The sequence below is a fragment of the Stenotrophomonas chelatiphaga genome, assembly GCF_001431535.1.
GTDB lineage: Bacteria > Pseudomonadota > Gammaproteobacteria > Xanthomonadales > Xanthomonadaceae > Stenotrophomonas > Stenotrophomonas chelatiphaga.
Map to the genome: position 1 here is coordinate 39,819 of NZ_LDJK01000005.1, position 18,630 is coordinate 58,448.

Annotated in this window: 17 protein-coding genes; 6 read left to right on the forward strand and 11 right to left on the reverse strand. The window is 66.6% G+C overall.

The window, feature by feature from the left end; genetic code table 11:
- Positions 1–37: 37 nt before the first annotated feature.
- Positions 38–805 (reverse strand): peptidoglycan editing factor PgeF, encoded by a 768-nt coding sequence (pgeF, locus tag ABB28_RS01300; RefSeq protein WP_057506896.1) that lies wholly within the window; start codon positions 803–805, stop codon positions 38–40.
- Complete coding sequence (gene rluD / locus ABB28_RS01305) at positions 805–1,800, reverse strand: 23S rRNA pseudouridine(1911/1915/1917) synthase RluD (protein ID WP_057506897.1); 996 nt, start codon at positions 1,798–1,800, stop codon at positions 805–807. The genes pgeF and rluD overlap by 1 nt, the downstream gene beginning before the upstream one ends.
- Before the next feature lie 114 nt (positions 1,801–1,914).
- Here rluD and ABB28_RS01310 point away from each other — a divergent pair, with 114 nt between their 5' ends.
- Complete coding sequence (locus ABB28_RS01310) at positions 1,915–2,799, forward strand: outer membrane protein assembly factor BamD (RefSeq protein ID WP_057506898.1); 885 nt, start codon at positions 1,915–1,917, stop codon at positions 2,797–2,799.
- Between the two features lie 80 nt (positions 2,800–2,879).
- Here the strand turns inward: ABB28_RS01310 and ABB28_RS01315 are convergent, their stop codons facing one another.
- From ABB28_RS01315 to sucC, 5 genes are all read right to left on the reverse strand, one after another.
- The gene (locus ABB28_RS01315; protein ID WP_057506899.1) at positions 2,880–3,626 is read right to left on the reverse strand and encodes a hypothetical protein; all 747 of its coding nucleotides are present in this window, start codon (positions 3,624–3,626) and stop codon (positions 2,880–2,882) included.
- Between the two features lie 473 nt (positions 3,627–4,099).
- Positions 4,100–5,053: a hypothetical protein gene (locus ABB28_RS01320; RefSeq protein WP_057506900.1), complete on the reverse strand. Its 954-nt coding sequence runs from the start codon at positions 5,051–5,053 to the stop codon at positions 4,100–4,102.
- A gap of 184 nt (positions 5,054–5,237) precedes the next feature.
- Positions 5,238–6,872, reverse strand: coding sequence for an NAD+ synthase (locus ABB28_RS01325; protein ID WP_057506901.1), 1,635 nt, complete (start codon positions 6,870–6,872; stop codon positions 5,238–5,240).
- Positions 6,873–6,996: 124 nt separating this feature from the next.
- Positions 6,997–7,872: a succinate--CoA ligase subunit alpha gene (gene sucD / locus ABB28_RS01330; RefSeq protein ID WP_057506902.1), complete on the reverse strand. Its 876-nt coding sequence runs from the start codon at positions 7,870–7,872 to the stop codon at positions 6,997–6,999.
- Between the two features lie 21 nt (positions 7,873–7,893).
- Entirely contained in the window at positions 7,894–9,063 is a 1,170-nt protein-coding gene (gene sucC, locus ABB28_RS01335; RefSeq protein WP_057506903.1) for an ADP-forming succinate--CoA ligase subunit beta, read from the reverse strand.
- A gap of 296 nt (positions 9,064–9,359) precedes the next feature.
- Here sucC and ABB28_RS01340 point away from each other — a divergent pair, with 296 nt between their 5' ends.
- Entirely contained in the window at positions 9,360–10,976 is a 1,617-nt protein-coding gene (locus ABB28_RS01340) for a sensor histidine kinase (protein WP_083491858.1), read from the forward strand.
- Between the two features lie 60 nt (positions 10,977–11,036).
- Positions 11,037–12,416 (forward strand): sigma-54-dependent transcriptional regulator, encoded by a 1,380-nt coding sequence (locus ABB28_RS01345; RefSeq protein WP_057506905.1) that lies wholly within the window; start codon positions 11,037–11,039, stop codon positions 12,414–12,416.
- Positions 12,417–12,597: 181 nt separating this feature from the next.
- Here the strand turns inward: ABB28_RS01345 and ABB28_RS01350 are convergent, their stop codons facing one another.
- Both ABB28_RS01350 and ABB28_RS01355 read right to left on the reverse strand, forming a co-directional pair.
- Complete coding sequence (locus tag ABB28_RS01350; RefSeq protein WP_080335115.1) at positions 12,598–13,743, reverse strand: PilT/PilU family type 4a pilus ATPase; 1,146 nt, start codon at positions 13,741–13,743, stop codon at positions 12,598–12,600.
- An 87-nt stretch (positions 13,744–13,830) separates the two neighbouring features.
- Positions 13,831–14,868 (reverse strand): type IV pilus twitching motility protein PilT, encoded by a 1,038-nt coding sequence (locus ABB28_RS01355; protein ID WP_042613426.1) that lies wholly within the window; start codon positions 14,866–14,868, stop codon positions 13,831–13,833.
- A gap of 87 nt (positions 14,869–14,955) precedes the next feature.
- On the opposite strand from ABB28_RS01355, the gene ABB28_RS01360 reads away from it, so the two are divergent.
- Positions 14,956–15,633 carry a YggS family pyridoxal phosphate-dependent enzyme gene (locus ABB28_RS01360; RefSeq protein ID WP_057506906.1) on the forward strand — a complete coding sequence of 226 codons (678 nt, stop codon included), beginning with the start codon at positions 14,956–14,958 and terminating at the stop codon, positions 15,631–15,633.
- A gap of 18 nt (positions 15,634–15,651) precedes the next feature.
- A complete protein-coding gene (gene proC / locus ABB28_RS01365) occupies positions 15,652–16,473 on the forward strand; it encodes a pyrroline-5-carboxylate reductase (protein WP_057506907.1) in 822 nt (273 codons plus the stop codon).
- Between the two features lie 65 nt (positions 16,474–16,538).
- On the opposite strand, the gene ABB28_RS01370 is transcribed toward proC, so the two are convergent.
- Positions 16,539–17,444 (reverse strand): LysR family transcriptional regulator, encoded by a 906-nt coding sequence (locus ABB28_RS01370; RefSeq protein ID WP_057506908.1) that lies wholly within the window; start codon positions 17,442–17,444, stop codon positions 16,539–16,541.
- A gap of 94 nt (positions 17,445–17,538) precedes the next feature.
- Here ABB28_RS01370 and ABB28_RS01375 point away from each other — a divergent pair, with 94 nt between their 5' ends.
- Complete coding sequence (locus ABB28_RS01375; RefSeq protein WP_057506909.1) at positions 17,539–18,141, forward strand: short chain dehydrogenase; 603 nt, start codon at positions 17,539–17,541, stop codon at positions 18,139–18,141.
- A 37-nt stretch (positions 18,142–18,178) separates the two neighbouring features.
- Here ABB28_RS01375 and soxR read toward each other — a convergent pair whose 3' ends face one another.
- Positions 18,179–18,613, reverse strand: a complete 435-nt coding sequence (gene soxR / locus ABB28_RS01380) for a redox-sensitive transcriptional activator SoxR (protein WP_057506910.1) — start codon at positions 18,611–18,613, stop codon at positions 18,179–18,181.
- Between the last annotated feature and the right edge of the window lie 17 nt (positions 18,614–18,630).

An 18,630-nucleotide genomic window follows, 5' to 3' on the forward strand; every position in this document is an offset into this window, starting at 1 on the left:
CCGCTGCCGGACACATGCCGCCGGGCACCGCCCGGCGCTATTCGATCCAGGCCAGTGTCGCCATGCGCCCGGTACGCCGGTCGCGGCGGTGCGAAAACAGGTCGGGGTCGGCCATGGTCGACAGGGTGCCGCCATGGATGTCGGCCGGCTGCATGCCCGCGGCAACCAGGCGCGTCCGCGCCAGCGCATACAGGTCCACCTTCCAGTGGCCCGGGCGCGTCGCCACGAAGGCAGCCGCTGCGGCAGGGTCATGGCCGACGAAGGCATGGTGGACCTCTTCGCCGATTTCATAATCGGCCGGCCCGGCCGCCGGCCCCAGCCAGGCCAGCAGCCCGGACGGCGGTGTCTGCATCGCCGCCACGGTCGCTTCCAGCATGCCATCGGCCAGCCCGCGCCAGCCTGCGTGCGCGGCCCCCACCTCGCTGCCATCGCGTGCAGCCAGCACCACCGGCAGGCAGTCCGCGGTCAGGATGGCCAGCACCACACCAGGCACCGACGTCACTGCCGCATCGGCCACCGGTTCGCATGCGCCGGCCACCGGCGCCGCGTCGAACCGCAACACCGTGGTGCCATGCACCTGGCGCAGCCAGTGCGCCGGCGAAGGCAATGCCAGGCCGGCGTGCAGCAGGGCGCGGTTGCGCTCCACGTGGGCCGGCTGGTCGCCATCGGCGGCATGCCGGTTGCCCAGGTTGAACTGGTCGAACGGCGGCAACGACACCCCCGCCCCATGCCGACGCGTGGTCAGCGCGCGCACGCCGGCCGGGGCAGGCCACTGCGGCATCAGCAGGGGCAGCGCGCCGTCCATCAGCGGCGGTCGCGGCCGCGCTCGCGCTCGGCGAACAGCTCGCTGTCCTCGCGCAGGGCTTTCAACAGCTGCAGCATGTCCTCCGGCGCCGGTGCGGTGTTGCGCACCGTCTCGCCGGTGATCGGGTGCACGAACTCCAGCGTTTCGGCATGCAGGGCCTGGCGCTTGAAACCGCGCAGCGCGGCGACCAGCTCGTCGCTGGCGCCCTTTGGCAGTTTCAGCGCCCCACCGTACAACTGGTCACCGACGATGGCGTGGCGCAGGTGCGCCATGTGCACGCGGATCTGGTGGGTACGGCCGGTTTCCAGGCGGCATTCCAGCGCGGTGTGCGCGCGGAAGCGCTCGCGCAGGCGGTAATGGGTGATCGCTTCCTTGCCATCTTCGCGTACCCCCATCTTCAGCCGGTCGCGCGGATGCCGGTCGATCGGTGCATCGGCGGTACCACCGGCCACCAGCGCCCCGACCACCACGGCCAGGTACTGGCGATGCACCTGGCGTGCGGACAGCTGTTCCACCAGCGCGGTCTGCGCCTGGAGGGTACGCGCGATCACCATGACGCCACTGGTGTCCTTGTCCAGCCGGTGCACGATGCCCGCACGCGGCAGCGCCGCCACCGACGGATCGCGGAACAGCAGCGCGTTGACCAGGGTGCCGCTGGAGTTGCCGGCACCCGGATGCACCACCAGACCCACCGGCTTGTTGATCACCAGCAGGTGTTCGTCTTCGAACAGCACGTCCAGCGCGATGTCCTCCGGCTCGGCGTGGGTCTGGGTTTCCAGCACCGCGTTGAGCGTGGCGACCTCACCGCCGCGCACCGGGTCACGGCCGCGCACGGTCACCCCGTCCAGCAGCACGTCGCCGGATTTGATCCACTCGGTCAGTTTGGAACGGGAGTATTCGGGGAACAGTTCGGCCAGCACCGCGTCGAAACGACGGCCGGCGGCGGTATCGGGGACAACGGCCTGGCGGGCCTGTTCAGCAGCAGATTCGGACATGGCGGCAACTTTTGGAGACGAAATTGGGGGTCCCGTGGACAGGTTTCAGTCGCGGGACAGGACACTAGGCTATCATCGACCCTTCGTATTCCAGCCGCGTCCCGCCTTGACACCATGATCCGACGCTCTTCCCCGCTCTTTGCGCCCGTCCGCCTGACCGCCCTGCTGCTGGTCCTGGTGATCGCCGCCACTGGTTGCAACCGTGGCACCAAGGGGGACAACCCCGATGAAGGCCAGCCGGTCGAGACGTTGTACCAGAAGGCCCACGGCCTGATGGAAGGCGGCAACTGGAGCGGCGCGGAAACCAGTTTCCGCCGCCTGGTGGCCCAGTACCCGTACGGCCCGTACACCGAACAGGCGATGATCGAAACCGCCTACGCCCAGTTCAAGGCCGGCAAGCACGACGATGCGGTGTCCAGCATCGACCGCTTCATCCGGACCTATCCGACCCATCGGAACGTGGCGTACATGTATTACCTGCGCGGCCTGTCCAACAGCAACCGCGATACGGTTTTCCTGCGCCGCGTATGGTCGCTGGACGCCAGCCGCCGCGATCTGTCCACCCCGCGCCAGGCCTATGCCGATTTCAACATCGTCATCGACCGCTATCCGAACAGCCGCTATGCCGAAGACGCGCGCCGCCGCATGACCGAGCTGCGCAACGTGTTCGCCCAGCATGAGCTGGACAATGCGCTGTACTACCTGCGCCGCGAAGCGTGGCTGTCGGCCGCCGGCCGTGCCAACTACCTGCTGGAGACCTACCCGCAGAGTGCCTACCAGTACGACGCAGTCGCGGTACTGGCCGAGGCCTACACGCGCGCCGGCAATGAAACGCTGGCCGGCGATGCACGCCGTGTGCTGGAACTCAACGCCCCGGACCACCCGTGGCTGCAGAACGACTGGCCGAACTACCCGTGGATGATCCGCAAGCTCAACCCGTTCGCGGGTGAGAAGTCGGCGACCACCGGCATGCGCAACGCGACGATGAATCGCAAGTAATCCGGCGCATCTGTCGTTGAAAACCAGAAAGCCCCGCAGTCGCACTGCGGGGCTTTTCTGTTCCGGGAACCGGTCGCCGCTCAGCCGGCTGTGTCGAGGTCGCCGGTAGTGCCGGCGGCGATGCGGGCGTTGATCCCCTCCAGCATCAGGCCAACCAGGTGCCGGCGCTGGTGCGCGGTGATCGGCTCGGCGGCGTCACTGGCGAAGTTCCGTTGCACCCACTGCGACAGTTCTTCGCCAAGTGACTCCCGATAATGCTCCGGCCTGGCGTTGATCACTTCCCGACCGATCGATTCCAGCAGGTCCCCGAGTTGCAGTCCGGTCGCCCGGGCCGCCCAGTCGAAGCGTTCCATGCTGCTGGCACCGACCCGCTCGCCCCTTCCGCTGCCACTGTCGCTGTCACGCAGCAGCTGCAGCACGTTGCCCACCGTCAGCGGCGCGCGCTGTGCCTGCAGGTCCAGGCCGGTGAGGTCACCGAACTCGATCTCCATGCGTTGCATCGCATCCTGGAACACCGTCCTGCTGCGGAATTCGGCATGGATGTCCCTGCGCAGCTGGTCCAGCGAACGGTAGGTTGCCAGCGGCGGCGGCCCCGGTTCGAGCTTCGCCGCAAACTGCTCCCGTGCCCGTGGAATCACGTCGGTCGCGCTACGCAGCAGCGCATCGATGCACCACGGATCATCGCCGCCAGCGCAGGTGTCGGCCGCCACTTCCATCAGGCACAGCGCCGCGCTGCGCGCTTCCGGCAGGCTGCGGGACGCTATCCGGTGGAGGCAACTTTCGAAGCGCGGCTCGGCCTCCGCAAACCTGGCGGGCGCGTCACTCATATGAAGATCAGGGTCGATCGGCGCCATCCAGTGCCCACCCTGGTTGCAGATGTCGGCTATCGGCAGATCCACCAGTCGTTGGCTGCGGACGGGATTGCTTGCGCGCTGGCGCGTGGCATGGCCATGGGTAGCGTGCTGTAGTCCGGCCAAAGCGCCCAGGCCGGCGACGACTATCTCGGCGATTCGCATTGTTCTGGTGCTCCCTACTGTGGTGAGACTCCACGATAGGTCGCGCCTTGGTGACCGTTGCGATGGGCGTCACAGCCTTGGCCGCTGTCCCGTCAGGATGATCCAAATCTGCCACGCGTGCAGAACCAGGCTCCCCTCAACGGGCGGCTGCGCGTGCGCGCTGGTTGAGATCTCTGGCCAGTTCCCCGATCAGGTGTCGTATCCGGTCGCCGTCGAGCGGCGCATCCTTCTCTCGGTAATGCTGAATACCACGGGTCACCGCACGCCAGGCCCGTGGATAGGCCTCAGACTCTGATGACGTCGATGACCTCGCGTACAACCCTGTTTTCATAGTTCGCGTCTGCGGGTACATACGCTTCGCCCTTATGGATCCGATACTGCCCCGTCCGAAAGGCCTGCTCATCCTTCACGCGCGTAGTCTGATGGAACTGCGCGGCATTTGCCTGGCGGACTTCACGCTCGCTCGGTGGCCGGAGTACCCCATCGCTGCATGCCTCGCTGTGTACGGCATCCACCACGTCGTCCGTTGTGAACAAACCGGGCTCGCCCAGGTTGTCATTGTCCACCCGCTCTCGCATGTTGCAGCTCGCCGCGAGCGTGCGCGCGTCCTCATTGATCCTGTCTCGAACGTTCGGCAGCGCCAGGACGAGCGTGGCAGCGCTGTCAATATTGTCCTGCACCGTATCCGGGTCCGGTAACGTGACCGGCATGTGCATGCCACGCTGGGCCAACGCTACATACTGCCCGGCAGGTGAACCGAGATCAGGTGTCACGCGGGCCATTTCGCGGATTTCATCCGGACTGGAATGCCGGTTCATCGCATGGTCGATGACTACCTGCCCCATGCAGTGCGCTTCGGTAAGACGTGGCTCAAGGCCGTCGATGTGACGGCTGCGCATGCAATCGCCCACCTCCTTCCCGATGGCCTGGGCCCGCAGCGCCCACGGGTCGTCGGCCGCAGTGACTGGCATGGCGCTGCCGTGCTCCCCCAGGGCCACAACGCGTCCGCGCAAAGGGGCAGCGGCGCCCGAACGCACGCCGGCCAGCACCGACAGTCCGATGACCACGGTCTTCCCGGGCTCACGCAGCACATATTTCACGCCCCGCATCGTGGCGTTGGCTACCTGGATCAAGCCGCTGGACAACCAGCCTGAGGATGTTGCGTGGGTACCGTGGACCGGCTTTCCCTCCGTGCTTGCCACTGAACGCGTGACAGTCCCAGCGATCATCATGCCCATGCGGCGCTCTCCTTCTGGTTGGGTGCCCCATGGTCTCGACGTCACCGCAGCCCGCATCCAGATTGCGCTCAGATCTGGAAAAGGTCCGCGCCGATCAACGCCATGGGTCGGCCCACAGCGGATCTTCGTGACTCGGATGAGCGACCGAGCACCTGCATATCCTATGGAGTTGCCCTGGCCCCCATCAGCCCTGGTAGCCATTACTGATCGGGTAGCGCCGCTCACGCCCGAACGCGCGGCGGGACACCTTCGGTCCCGGCGCGGCCTGGTGGCGCTTCCATTCGCTGATGCGCACCAGCCGCAGCACGCGGTCCACCACCTCGGGGGCATAGCCGGCCGCGACGATCTCCTCGCGCGACTGCTCCTGGTCGACGAAGCGGTACAGGATGCCGTCCAGCACGTCATAGGCCGGCAGCGAATCCTGGTCGGTCTGGTTCTCGCGCAGTTCGGCAGAGGGCGGGCGGCTGATCACCGCCGGCGGGATGACCGGCGCGCCGCCCACGGTGTTGCGCCACTTCGCCAGTCCGAACACCTCGGTCTTGTACAGATCCTTCAGCGGTGCATAGCCGCCGCACATGTCACCGTAGATGGTCGCGTAACCGACGGCGTACTCGCTCTTGTTGCCGGTGGTCAGCAGCAGGCCACCGAATTTGTTGGCCAGCGCCATCAGGATCACGCCACGGCTGCGACTCTGCAGGTTCTCTTCGGTGATGTCCGGCGTAGTGCCTTCGAACATCGGCCCCAGTGCTTCCATCAGGCCCTTGAACGCCGGCTCGATGTTCACTTCCTCCAGCTTCACCCCGAGTGCCTGGCACTGTTCGCTGGCCAGGTCGTTGGACAGCCCGGCGGTGTAGCGCGACGGCAGGCGCACCGCCGTGACATTCTCCGCGCCGAGGGCATCGACCGCCATCGCCAGCACCAGCGCCGAATCGATGCCGCCGGACAATCCCAGCCAGACCTTCGTAAACCCGTTCTTGCCGCAGTAATCCTGCAGGCCGCGGGTGACCGCGCGCCAGGCCAGCGCGTCCATGCTCTCATCGCCGTCGTCCATCCACAGCAGCGGCATGAAGCGGCGCGCCTCACTTTCATACTCCACCACCAGCCACTGTTCGGCGAACGCCGCCGCCGCCGGGTGTACGGTGCCATCGCCGTCGGCCACCACCGACGCGCCATCGAACACCAGCGCGTCCTGGCCACCGACCACGTTGAGGTAGGCAATCGCCGCGCCGGTCTCGCGCGTGCGCGCGGCCAGCACCGCATCACGCTGGGCGTGCTTGCCGCGCTCGTAGGGCGATGCATTGGGAACCACCACCAGCTGCGCGCCACTGCGCACGGTGTCGGCCAGCGGCTCGGCGAACCACAGGTCTTCGCAGATCAGCACGCCTACCGGCACGCCGTTGACCTCGAACACGCAGCTCGGGCCGTCCGGGTCGATATCGAAATAACGCCGCTCGTCGAACACCGCATAGTTGGGCAGCTCGCGCTTGCGGTAGGTCTTTTCCACGATGCCATCGCGCAGCACGCTGGCCGCGTTGTAGACAACCGCACCGGCCGGCTCGGGCCAGCCGACCACCGCTGTGATACCGGTGCAGGCCTGGGCGATGCGCTGCATTGCCTGCTCGCAGTGCTGCAGGAACCCCGGACGCAGCAGCAGGTCTTCCGGCGGGTAGCCACTGATGGCCAGTTCCGGGAACACCACCAGGTCGGCACCGTGGTCATCGCGCGCCTGCTCGATCATCTCGATGATCCGGTCGGTGTTGGCGGCGACCGCGCCGACCGGGAAATCAAACTGCGCCATCGCGATGCGGATCGAAGCCATTAGAGGTTCCAGCCTGTGGTTGCCATGCCGCCATTGTAGCGCCGCGCCCAAACGCAGAAAGCCGCCCGAAGGCGGCTTTCTGTTTACTTCTTTACAGACACGTAGCCGCTACACGGCTGCGGTGTTACTTCACCAGCTTGGCGATGGCAGCGCCCAGGTCGCCCGGCGAACGCACGGTGACGACACCGGCCGCTTCCATGGCGGCGAACTTGCCTTCCGCGGTGCCCTTGCCGCCCGATGCGATCGCACCGGCGTGGCCCATGCGCTTGCCGGCCGGAGCCGAAGCACCTGCGATGAAACCGACGACCGGCTTCTTCACGTGGTTCTTGATGTACTCGGCGCCGGCTTCTTCCGCGTCGCCGCCGATTTCACCGACCATGATGATGCCTTCGGTCTGCGGATCTTCGTTGAACAGCTTCAGGCAGTCGACGAAGTTCAGGCCGTTGATCGGGTCACCACCGATGCCGATGCAGGTCGACTGGCCCAGGCCCACTTCGGTGGTCTGCTTGACCGCTTCATAGGTCAGCGTGCCCGAACGGGACACGATGCCGATCTTGCCCGGCTTGTGGATGTGGCCCGGCATGATGCCGATCTTGCACTCACCCGGAGTGATGACGCCCGGGCAGTTCGGCCCGATCAACACGGTGTCCGCATGGGCGCGGGTCAGCACGTTCTTGACGCGCAGCATGTCCAGCACCGGGATGCCCTCGGTGATGCACACGATGACCTTGATGCCGGCAGCCGCGGCTTCCAGGATCGCATCAGCCGCGTACGGCGGCGGCACGTAGATGACCGAAGCGTCAGCGCCGGTGGCCTGCACGGCATCGGCCACGGTGTTGAAGACCGGCAGGTCGATGTGGGTGGTGCCGCCCTTGCCGGGGGTCACGCCGCCAACGACCTGGGTGCCGTACTCGATCATCTGAGTGGCGTGGAAGGTGCCCTGCTGGCCGGTGAAGCCCTGCACGATCACCTTGGTGTTCTTGTTGATCAAAACTGACATTGGATTTCCTTCGGTGTCGGATCAGGCGGCGTTCTTGACAGCTTCAACGACCTTCTTGGCGCCGTCGTTGATGTTGTCAGCCGGGATGATGGCCATGCCGCTGTCACGCAGCAGCTGCTTGCCTTCTTCCACGTTGGTGCCTTCCAGGCGCACCACGACCGGAACCTTGACGCCCACTTCCTTGACCGCGGCGATGATGCCTTCGGCGATCATGTCGCAGCGGACGATGCCGCCGAAGATGTTGACGAAGATGCCTTCGACCTTGTCCGAGGACAGGATCAGCTTGAACGCTTCGATGACGCGCTGCTTGTTCGCACCGCCGCCCACGTCCAGGAAGTTCGCCGGCTCGCCGCCGTTGAGCTTGATGACGTCCATGGTGGCCATGGCCAGACCGGCGCCGTTGACCATGCAGCCGATGTTGCCGTCCATGGTGACGTAGTTGATGTCCAGCTCCGAAGCGGTCACTTCGGTTTCGTCTTCCTGGGTCTTGTCGCGCATGGCGACCAGGGCCTTCTGACGGAACGCGGCGTTGTCGTCGCTGTCGAACTTGCCGTCCAACGCGTACAGGTTGCCGTCGTCCAGGATCGCCAGCGGGTTGATTTCAACCAGCGCCAGGTCCTTTTCGTTGAAGAGCTTGTACAGGTTCACCATGATGCTGGCGAACTGGCCGGCCTGCTTGGCGGTCAGGCCGAGCTTGAAGCCGAAATCACGGCCGTGGTAACCCTGCACGCCTTCGACGAAGTCGACGTTCAGCGAGTGGATCAGCTCCGGGGTTTCCGCCGCGACCTGCTCGATTTCCACGCCGCCTTCCGAAGAAGCGATGTAGGTGATGGTCTTGGTGCCGCGGTCGACCAGGACCGACAGGTACAGTTCCTTGACGATCTCACCGGCGGTGGTCACCAGCACCAGGTTGACCGGCAGCTCGACGCCGGCGGTCTGGTAGGTGGCCATCTTGGTGCCGAGCATCTTGGCCGCAGCGGCCTTCACGTCGTCGGTGGTCTTGCAGAACTTGACGCCGCCTGCCTTGCCGCGACCGCCAGCATGGATCTGCGCCTTGACCATCCAGGGGCCCTGGCCCAGCGAGGTCGCTGCTGCGACTGCTTCGTCCGGGGTAGCCGCGACCTTGCCGGCCGGGACGGGAATGCCGTACTCGGCAAGCAGCTGTTTTGACTGGTATTCGTGGAAATTCATGCGTCACCGTGGGAATAGGAACGACCGCACGCATCTCCTCCAAGGCTCCCTCACGGGCACCGGCACGGACCGCGGCGGGCCCGCTATTGTGGCTGACCCCGGCGCGTGGCGCAAAGACAGCGGGATGACACACCGTGCGGCGCCGGATTTTTCTGGTTTTTCAGTTATTTGTGGCTGCCCCCCGGGATCGGCCGGCGCGCCTGGCGCGGGATGGCGCGCAGCCGGCGCGCGGCAACCGGCCGGCCGGGACCCCATCCATGCCTATACTGCACGCAAGCCAGAAGGGGAGTTTTGGCGTGGCACCGACCGCATCACTGATCGACCGCATCGAGTCCATTCCTCGACGCGAACTGTATTTCTTTGCCCTGTACCGGCTGCTGATCGCCACCGCGATCGCCGGGCTGATGTTCAGCCCGATGGCCGACCTGCTGGGGCAGGCGAACCACCCCGAACTGGCCACTTACGTGTCCGGCGGCTACTGGCTGTTCTCGGTGCTGATGCTGCTGCTGGGGCGCAGCGAGCGCTGGCTGCAGCAGTTCGTGCTGGTCGGCGTCAGCCTGGACATCGTCGTCGCTTCGCTGCTGGCCCATGCCCTGCCCGGGGCCAGCGCTGGCATCTCGATGTCGCTGCTGTTCAACATCGCCGCCGCCGCGACCATGCTGCCGTTCCCGATGGCGCTGGGGCTGGCGGTGGGGGCCAGCGTCGCCACCGTGGCCGAGTATCTGTGGAAGCTGCTGGAAGGTGGTGCCCCCACCCGTACGCTGGCCGAACTGGCGATGTTCACCACCAGCTATCTGGCGTTGGCATTCATCAGCTCACAGGTCGCCAACCGCGCCCGCCACAGCCAGCAACTGGCCAACCAGCGCGGCGACGAAGTGGCCAACCTGTACCAGATCAACGAACTCATCATCCGTCGCATGCGCACCGGGGTGATGGTGGTGGACGGCCAGAACCGCATCACCCTGGTCAACGAAGCCGCATCGGCGCTGCTCGGCGACCACGACGTCGGCAGCGGCGGTGAGCGGCCGGGCCTGACCCGCACAGCACCGGAACTGGCGCGCCGGCTGCATCGCTGGCGCACCGGCGGCAACCAGGAAGAGACGCCGCTGATGCTGTCCCCGGACCAGCCCGAAGTGCAGCCGCGATTCGCCCGCCTGTGGGCCGGCAGTGACCTCACCCTGGTGTTCCTGGATGACTCCAGCGTGGTGTCCAAGCGGGCCGAATCACTGACGCTGTCCGCGCTCGGCCGTTTCTCGGCCAGCCTGGCGCATGAAATCCGCAATCCGCTGGCGGCGATCAATTACGCGGTGCAGCTGCTGGAAGAAGAAGACGGCAACTTCAGCGAAGGCGACCGTCGCCTGCTGCAGATCATCCACCAGCAGTGCCAGCGCACCAACGGCATCGTGGAAAGCGTGCTGGGCCTTGCCCGCCGCGAGCGCGCCAACCCGGAAAACGTGGACCTGGTCGCGCTGGTCCGCCGCTTCGTGCTGGAGTACAAACAGGGCCTGTCGCTGGAAACGGACAGCGTGGAATCGATCATTTCGGAAACCTCGGTCGCCGCGATGGTCGATCCGCGCCACCTGCACCAGGTGCTGACCGCGCTGGTCCACAACGCGCTGAAGTATGGCCGCATCGGCGAACAGCCGGCGCGCGTACGCTTGCGTCTGGGGCGGCTGGAGGGCAGCCCGGTGATCGATGTGATGGACCGCGGCCCCGGCATTCCCGACGCCGTCGCCGCGCAGTTGTTCAATCCCTTCTTCACCACGTCCGAGCATGGCACCGGGCTGGGCCTGTACATCGCCCGCGAACTGTGTCGTGCCAACCAGTCGCGGCTGGAGTACGTGCCCGTGCCCGCGGGCGGCGCCTGTTTCCGCATCATCCTGCCCGCCCCGCACACCTTTTCGTCAGGATGACGGCCCCCGCCGTGCGTCAATGATTTGTCGGCATCGCCCCCCTCCGCTATCTTCTTCCCCATGAACGAAACCCGTAGCGCACTGGTCGTCGACGACGAGCGCGACATCCGCGAACTGCTGGTGCTGACCCTGGGCCGGATGGGCCTGCGCATCAACACCGCCGCCAATCTCGCCGAAGCACGCGAGCTGCTGGCCAGCAATCCGTACGACCTGTGCATCACCGACATGCGGCTGCCCGATGGCAACGGCATCGAACTGGTCACCGAAATCGCGCAGCACTACCCCCGTACGCCGGTAGCGATGATCACCGCCTTCGGCAGCATGGACCTTGCCGTGGAAGCACTGAAGGCCGGCGCGTTCGATTTCGTCAGCAAGCCGGTGGACATCGCGGTGCTGCGCGGGCTGGTCAAGCACGCACTGGAACTCAACAACACCGAACGCCCGCCGGTGGCCGCCCCGGCCGAACAACAAGGCCGCCTGCTCGGCGGCTCACCGGCGATGGACACCCTGCGCAGCACGCTGGGCAAGGTCGCGCGCAGCCAGGCACCGGTCTACATCCTGGGCGAATCCGGGGTGGGCAAGGAACTGGTCGCGCGCACCATCCACGAACAGGGCGCGCGCGCGGCCGGTCCGTTCATCCCGGTCAACTGCGGTGCCATCCCATCGGAGCTGATGGAAAGCGAGTTCTTCGGCCACAAGAAGGGCAGCTTCACCGGCGCCCACGCCGACAAACCCGGCCTGTTCCAGGCAGCACACGGCGGCACCCTGTTCCTGGATGAAGTGGCCGAACTGCCGCTGCAGATGCAGGTCAAGCTGCTGCGTGCCATCCAGGAAAAGTCGGTGCGCCCGGTCGGCGCGTCAGCGGAAATCGCGGTGGACGTACGCATCCTGTCGGCCACCCACAAGGACCTGTCCGAGCTGGTTGACGAAGGCCGCTTCCGGCATGACCTTTACTACCGCATCAACGTGATCGAACTGCGCGTGCCGCCGCTGCGCGAGCGCCACCAGGACCTGCCCGAACTGGCCGGTGCGATCCTGGCCCGGTTGGCGCGTACCCACGGCTGTGCGGTGCCGCTGCTGGCACCGTCGGCGCTGGATGCGCTCACGGTGTACAGCTTCCCCGGCAACGTGCGCGAACTGGAAAACATCCTGGAGCGCGCACTGGCGCTGGCCGAGGGAGACACCATCGGCGCGGCCGACCTGCGCCTGCCACAGCCGAATGGCCGCTCCGGTGGCAATGCCGCCGCGCCGCCCGTGGAAGCGGTGGTCGACCTGCCGGCCGGCAATGCCGCCCTGCCCTCGTACATCGAACAGATGGAGCGCACCGCGATCCAGCGCGCGCTGGAAGAAAACCGCTGGAACAAGACCCGCACCGCCGCGCAGCTGGGCATCACCTTCCGCGCCCTGCGCTACAAGCTGAAGAAGCTCGGCATGGAATGAGGATAGTGACGACCGCTGGTCGTCACCCATGCGAAATGACGGCCAACGGCCGTCACTACCGCGAGGTCCGACGCCTTGGTAGCGCCGAGCCGTGCTCGGCGAGCGCGATGCGCGGCATCTCGGTTGACGGCCAGCGGCCGTCACTACCCGATTTCCGATGCCCTGGCAGCGCGCGGCGGGCTCAGCGGACTTCGGAGATTTCCACGCCGTCCAGACCCTGTGCCAGCGTGCGGGCGTCGCCGCCCTGGCTCAGCTTGATCTTCAGACGCACTTCGTTCTGCGAATCCGCATAGCGCAGCGCATCTTCGTAGCTGATTTCGCCGGCCTGGTACAGCTCGAACAGGCTCTGGTCGAAGGTCTTCATGCCCAGCTGGGTGGACTCCTTCATCACCTCCTTGAGCTTGTGGATCTCACCTTCGCGGATGTAATCCTGCACCAGCGGGGTACCGAGCATGATTTCCATCGCCACCTTGCGCGAACGGCCGTCCGGCGAAGGAATCAGCTGCTGCGCGACCACGCCCTTGATGTTCAGCGACAGATCCATCAGCAGCTGGTTGCGACGGTCTTCCGGGAAGAAGTTGATGATGCGGTCCATCGCCTGGTTGGCGTTGTTCGCGTGCAGCGTGCACAGCACCAGGTGACCGGTTTCGGCGAAAGCGATGGCATGGTCCATGCCTTCGCGGGTACGCACCTCGCCGATCATGATCACGTCCGGCGCCTGGCGCAGGGTGTTCTTCAGCGCCGCTTCCCAGCTGTCGGTATCGATGCCGACTTCGCGCTGGGTGATGATGCAGCCCTCGTGGCGGTGCACGAACTCGATCGGATCTTCGATGGTGATGATGTGGCCGGTCGAGTTGTGGTTGCGGTAGCCGATCATCGCCGCGAGCGAGGTCGACTTGCCGGTACCGGTCGCGCCGACGAACAGGATGATGCCGCGCTTGGTCATCGCCAGCGTCTTGATGATCGGCGGGAGCGCCAGCTCATCCACGGTGGGAATGCGCGTTTCGATCCGGCGCAGCACCATGCCCACCTGGTTGCGCTGGTAGAAGCAGCTGACGCGGAAGCGACCGACCCCGGACAGGCCGATGGCGAAGTTGCACTCGTGGGTCTTTTCGAATTCCTCGCGCTGCGCCGGCGTCATCACGTTCAGCACCAGGTCGCGGCTCTGCTGCGGCGTCAGCGGGGTCTGGGTGATCGGCGAGATCTTGCCGTTGACCTTGATCGCCGGCGGCATGCCCGCGGTGATGAACAGGTCCGAGGCGCGCTGGTGCGCCATCAGCTTGAGGAAAGAAGTGAAATCGATGGTATTGGTGGCGGCACTGTTCACGGCAGACTCCAGGAAACGGGACGGGGGCTCGGCACGGCGGCCCGCGGTGCGCGCCGAGCCGACGCGCGCCGCCCGCCGTCGCCTGCCTTACTCGAACAGGCGCTTGTCCTTGGCGTACTCTTTGGCCTGGTTGCGCGTGATCAGGCTGCGCTTGACCAGGTCCTGCAGGTGCTGGTCCAGGGTCATCATGCCGTGCTGCTGGCCGGTCTGGATGGCCGAATACATCTGCGCCACCTTGTCCTCGCGGATCAGGTTGCGGATGGCCGGGGTGCCGACCATGATTTCCCACGCTGCAGTACGACCGCCGCCCACTTTCTTCAACAGGGCCTGCGAAATCACCGCGCGCAGCGACTCGGACAGCATCGAGCGCACCATCGGCTTTTCGCCGGCCGGGAACACGTCGATGATGCGGTCGATGGTCTTGGCCGCCGAACTGGTATGCAGCGTGCCGAACACCAGGTGGCCGGTTTCCGCCGCGGTCAGCGCCAGGCGGATGGTTTCCAGGTCGCGAAGTTCGCCGACCAGGATGATGTCCGGATCTTCACGCAGGGCCGAACGCAGCGCTTCGTTGAAGCCGTGGGTATCGCGGTGCACTTCGCGCTGGTTGATCAGGCACTTCTGCGAGGTATGCACGAATTCGATCGGATCCTCGACGGTGAGGATGTGCCCGTACTCGTTCTTGTTGATGTAATCGATCATCGCCGCCAGCGTGGTCGACTTGCCCGAACCGGTCGGACCGGTCACCAGGATCAGGCCCTGCGGCTGCTGGATCACCTCGCGGAACAGCGGCGGGCAGGCCAGGTCCTCCAGGGTCAGCACTTCGGACGGAATGGTACGGAACACCGCACCGGCGCCACGGTTCTGGTTGAAGGCGTTGACACGGAAGCGCGCGAGCGACGGAATCTCGAACGAGAAATCGACCTCGAGGAACTCTTCGTAATCGCGACGCTGCTTGTCCGACATGATGTCGTAGACAAGCGCATGCACCTGCTTGTGGTCCAGCGCCGGGATATTGATGCGACGGACGTCGCCATCCACGCGGATCATCGGCGGCAGGCCTGCGGACAGGTGCAGGTCGGATGCTTTGTTTTTTACGGAAAACGCCAACAGCTCGGCGATATCCATGAGCGGCTACTCCCCAATAACGGCTTCGACTGGAAGGATCTTTCCCCGGGCGTCAGTATAGCGTCCTGTCAGACCGGAACGCGTCACGTGCAAAGTCCCCTGCCCGGAATACTGAGCAACCTGCAGAACGCGGCGCAGGCCGCCGGGCGGCCAGTGCCCACCCTGCTGGCCGTGTCCAAGACCCAGCCGACCGCGGCGATTGCCGCATTGGCCGCCGAAGGCCAGCGCGCCTTCGGCGAGAATTACGTACAGGAGGCCCTGGCCAAGATCGAGGCGCTGCAAGGCCTTGGGCTGGAATGGCACCTGATCGGCCATCTGCAGTCGAACAAGGCCGAGCCGGTCGCGCGTCACTTCCAGTGGGTGCAGAGCGTGGACCGGCCCAAGCTGGTGGCCGCGCTCGCGCGCCATCGGCCGGCTGATCTGCCCCCGTTGAACGTGCTGATCCAGGTCAACATCGATGACGAAAGCAGCAAGCATGGCTGCCAGCCCGCGCAGATCGATGCGCTGGCGGCCGCCATCGCCGCCGAGCCCACCCTGCAACTGCGCGGGCTGATGGCCATCCCCGCGCCGTGGCCCGACCCCGCGCGGCGCCACGCCGCCTTCGCCCGCATGCACGCGCTGCAGCAGGCGCTGCACGGCCGGTATCCGCAGGCCGACACGCTGTCCATGGGCATGAGCAGCGACTACGCCGAGGCCGTCGCCGACGGTGCCACCCTGGTCCGCATCGGCACCGCGCTGTTCGGCGCGCGCGTCCATCCGGCTTGAACTGAAAGGAGCATCCGCATGACCGATTCCTCCATCGCCTTCATCGGCGGCGGCAACATGGCCCGCAGCCTGATCGCCGGGCTGGTCCGCCAGGGCACCCCGGCCGCCGACATCCATGTCGCTGAACCCGTGGCGGCGCTGCGCGATGCCCTCGCCGCCGATTTCGGCGTCAGCCCGCACGCCACCGCCAGCGAGGCCGCTGCCCAGGCTGGCGCCTGGCTGCTGGCGGTGAAGCCGCAGGTGCTGCGCGAGGTATGTGCCACGCTGCACGCCTTGGCGACTGCAAAGCGCCCCCTGCTGGTCTCCATCGCCGCCGGCATCACCAGCGCCCAGCTGGACCGCTGGCTGGGCGGCAATATCGCCGTGGTGCGTGCGATGCCCAATACCCCTGCCCTGCTGGGTGCGGGCGTTACCGGCCTGTATGCCACCGCCCAGGTCACCGCTGCACAGCGCGCGCAGGCGGACCGGGTGCTGTCCAGCGCCGGCCGCACCGTATGGGTGGACGATGAAGCGCTGATGGATTCGGTCACTGCCGTGTCCGGCAGCGGGCCGGCCTATGTCTTCCTGCTGGCCGAGGCGATGGAGGCGGCCGGCATCGCGCAGGGGTTGCCGCCCGAGGCGGCGCGCACGCTGGTGCAGCAGACCCTGCTGGGGGCCTCACGCATGCTGGATGAAGCCGGCGAAGCGCCGGCCGAGCTGCGCCGCCGGGTGACCTCGCCGGGCGGCACCACGCACGCGGCGATCGAAGCGTTCCAGGCCGGCGGCTTCGAGCCCCTGGTCGCGAAGGCCCTTGCCGCCGCCCAGGCACGCGGCCGCGAACTGTCCGCCGCCAACGATTGAAGCGCCAAGGGGAGTGACGGCCGCTGGCCGTTCAGCGCGTTGCTTCCCGCTCGCCGCGCGTGGCGCTACGGTGCCGGTTCAGGGACAGGCGGCACCGGAAACCGCTCTAGCATGAACTCTACGAAACACTGCAACCGCGGTCGCGGCCGACGATCAGGCAGGTAGATCAGGTTCATTGGCCGCGGTACTGGCAGATGGTCGGCCAGCAACGTAACCAGCCGCCCCGCGGCGATGTCTTCACCCAGCAGTGACGTGGGTTGCAGCACCAGACCGGCACCGGCCAGCGCCGCCAGCCGCAGCGCCTGCCCATCGTTGCTGCTCAGCCGCGCCTGCCCCTCCCAGTCCACCGGTTCGCCATTGGCCAGCTGCCAGCCATGACCACCCCGCCACGCCAGGTGGCTCAGGCAGTCATGCGCGGCGAGGTCGGACGGCACCTGCGGGGTGCCCCGACGCCGCAGGTACGCCGGTGACGCGCACAGGCTCATCGCGTAGGGCGGCAGCGCGCGTGCCACCAGCGCGCCTGAAGGCAGCGCGCCCACCCGGATCGCCGCATCGAAGCCATCCTCGATCAAGTCCACGGTGCGGTTGCTGAGATCCAGCTCAATGTTCACCAGAGGCTGCGCCTGCAGCAACGATGCCAATGCAGGCGCGAGCACGCAGCTGCCCCAGGTGGTCGGCGCGCTCACCCGGAGCAGCCCGCGCGGCTGCAGTTGCAGGCCAGCCACGCTCGCTTCGGCCTGCTGCACCTGCTCCAGCACCTGGCGGCACCCTGCCAGGTAGGCCACGCCGGCCTCGGTCAGCCGCTGTCGGCGCGTGTTCCGCTGCAGCAGCGCCGTGCCCAGGTGCGCCTCCAATTGCTGGATGTACTTGCCCACCATCACCGCCGATACCTGCAGGTGCACGGCGGCGCGCGAGAAACTGCCATGGTCGGCCACCGCCACGAACGCCCTCATGCAGCGCAGGGTTTCCATTGCGAACTCCTGGTTCTGAATCAGCGAATCTTACACCCCTTACCGAAACCTAAGATGGGGATCACACTGCGCGCATCCCCAACGGAGAAGCAGCATGAAGATCCTGATTGTCGGCGCGTCCGGCACCCTCGGCCAGGCCGTCGCCGCCCACCTGGGCCAGCGGCATGAAATCCTCGGCGCGGGCCGCCACAATGGTCAGTACCAGGTCGACCTCACCGACGACCGCAGCGTGCAGGCACTGTTCGAGGCCACCGGCCCGCTGGACGCGGTGATCGCCACCACCGGCCAGGTCCACTTCGGTCCCCTGCAGGACATGAGCGCCGCCCAGTTCGACAGCGGCCTGCAGGACAAACTGCTCGGCCAGGTACGGCTGGCGCTGGCTGCGCAACACCACCTGCGCGCAGGCGGCTCCATCACCCTCACCAGCGGCATCATCAGCGCCCAGCCGATACGCGACGGCAGCAACGCCACCGCCGTCAACGCGGCGCTGGAAGGCTTCGTGCGCGCTGCGGCGTTCGAATTGGCCGCGCGTGGACTGCGCATCAACATCGTCAGCCCGACCGTGCTGGAGGAATCAGCGGCCGCCTATGCGCCGTATTTTCCGGGCTTCGAGCCGGCACCCGCCCGCCGCGTCGCGCTGGCCTACCAGCGTGCGGTGGAAGGCATCCAGAGCGGGCAGACACTCACCGTGTGGTGAAACAGAGGATGCCGATCCCGGTCGGCCCTACGCCCCGCTATTCCCAGCGCTGTGGCCCGTCGCCCTGCGCAGCCAGCATGTCATCCGGGTTGGCCAGCCGGCAGCGCTTCAGCGAAAGACAGCCGCATCCGATGCAGCCGGTCAACTGGTCACGCAGGAACTGCAGCAGCTGGATGCGCTCATCCAGCTCGGTACGCCAGCGGGCGGACATGCGTGCCCATTCGGCCTTGGTCGGCGTACGTCCTTCGGGCAGCTCGGCCAACGCCGCACCCACCGCTTCCAGCGGCATGCCCACGCGTTGGGCCACGCGGATCACCGCCAGCCGCCGCAGCACCTCGCGCGGGAAGCGGCGCTGGTTGCCTGCGTTGCGCAGGCTGCGGATCAGCCCCTTGCGCTCATAGAAGTGCAGCGCGGACACCGCCACGCCGCTGCGCTTGGCCACCTCGCCTACACTAAGCTCCTGCGTCGCCATCACTTGACCTCAACCTT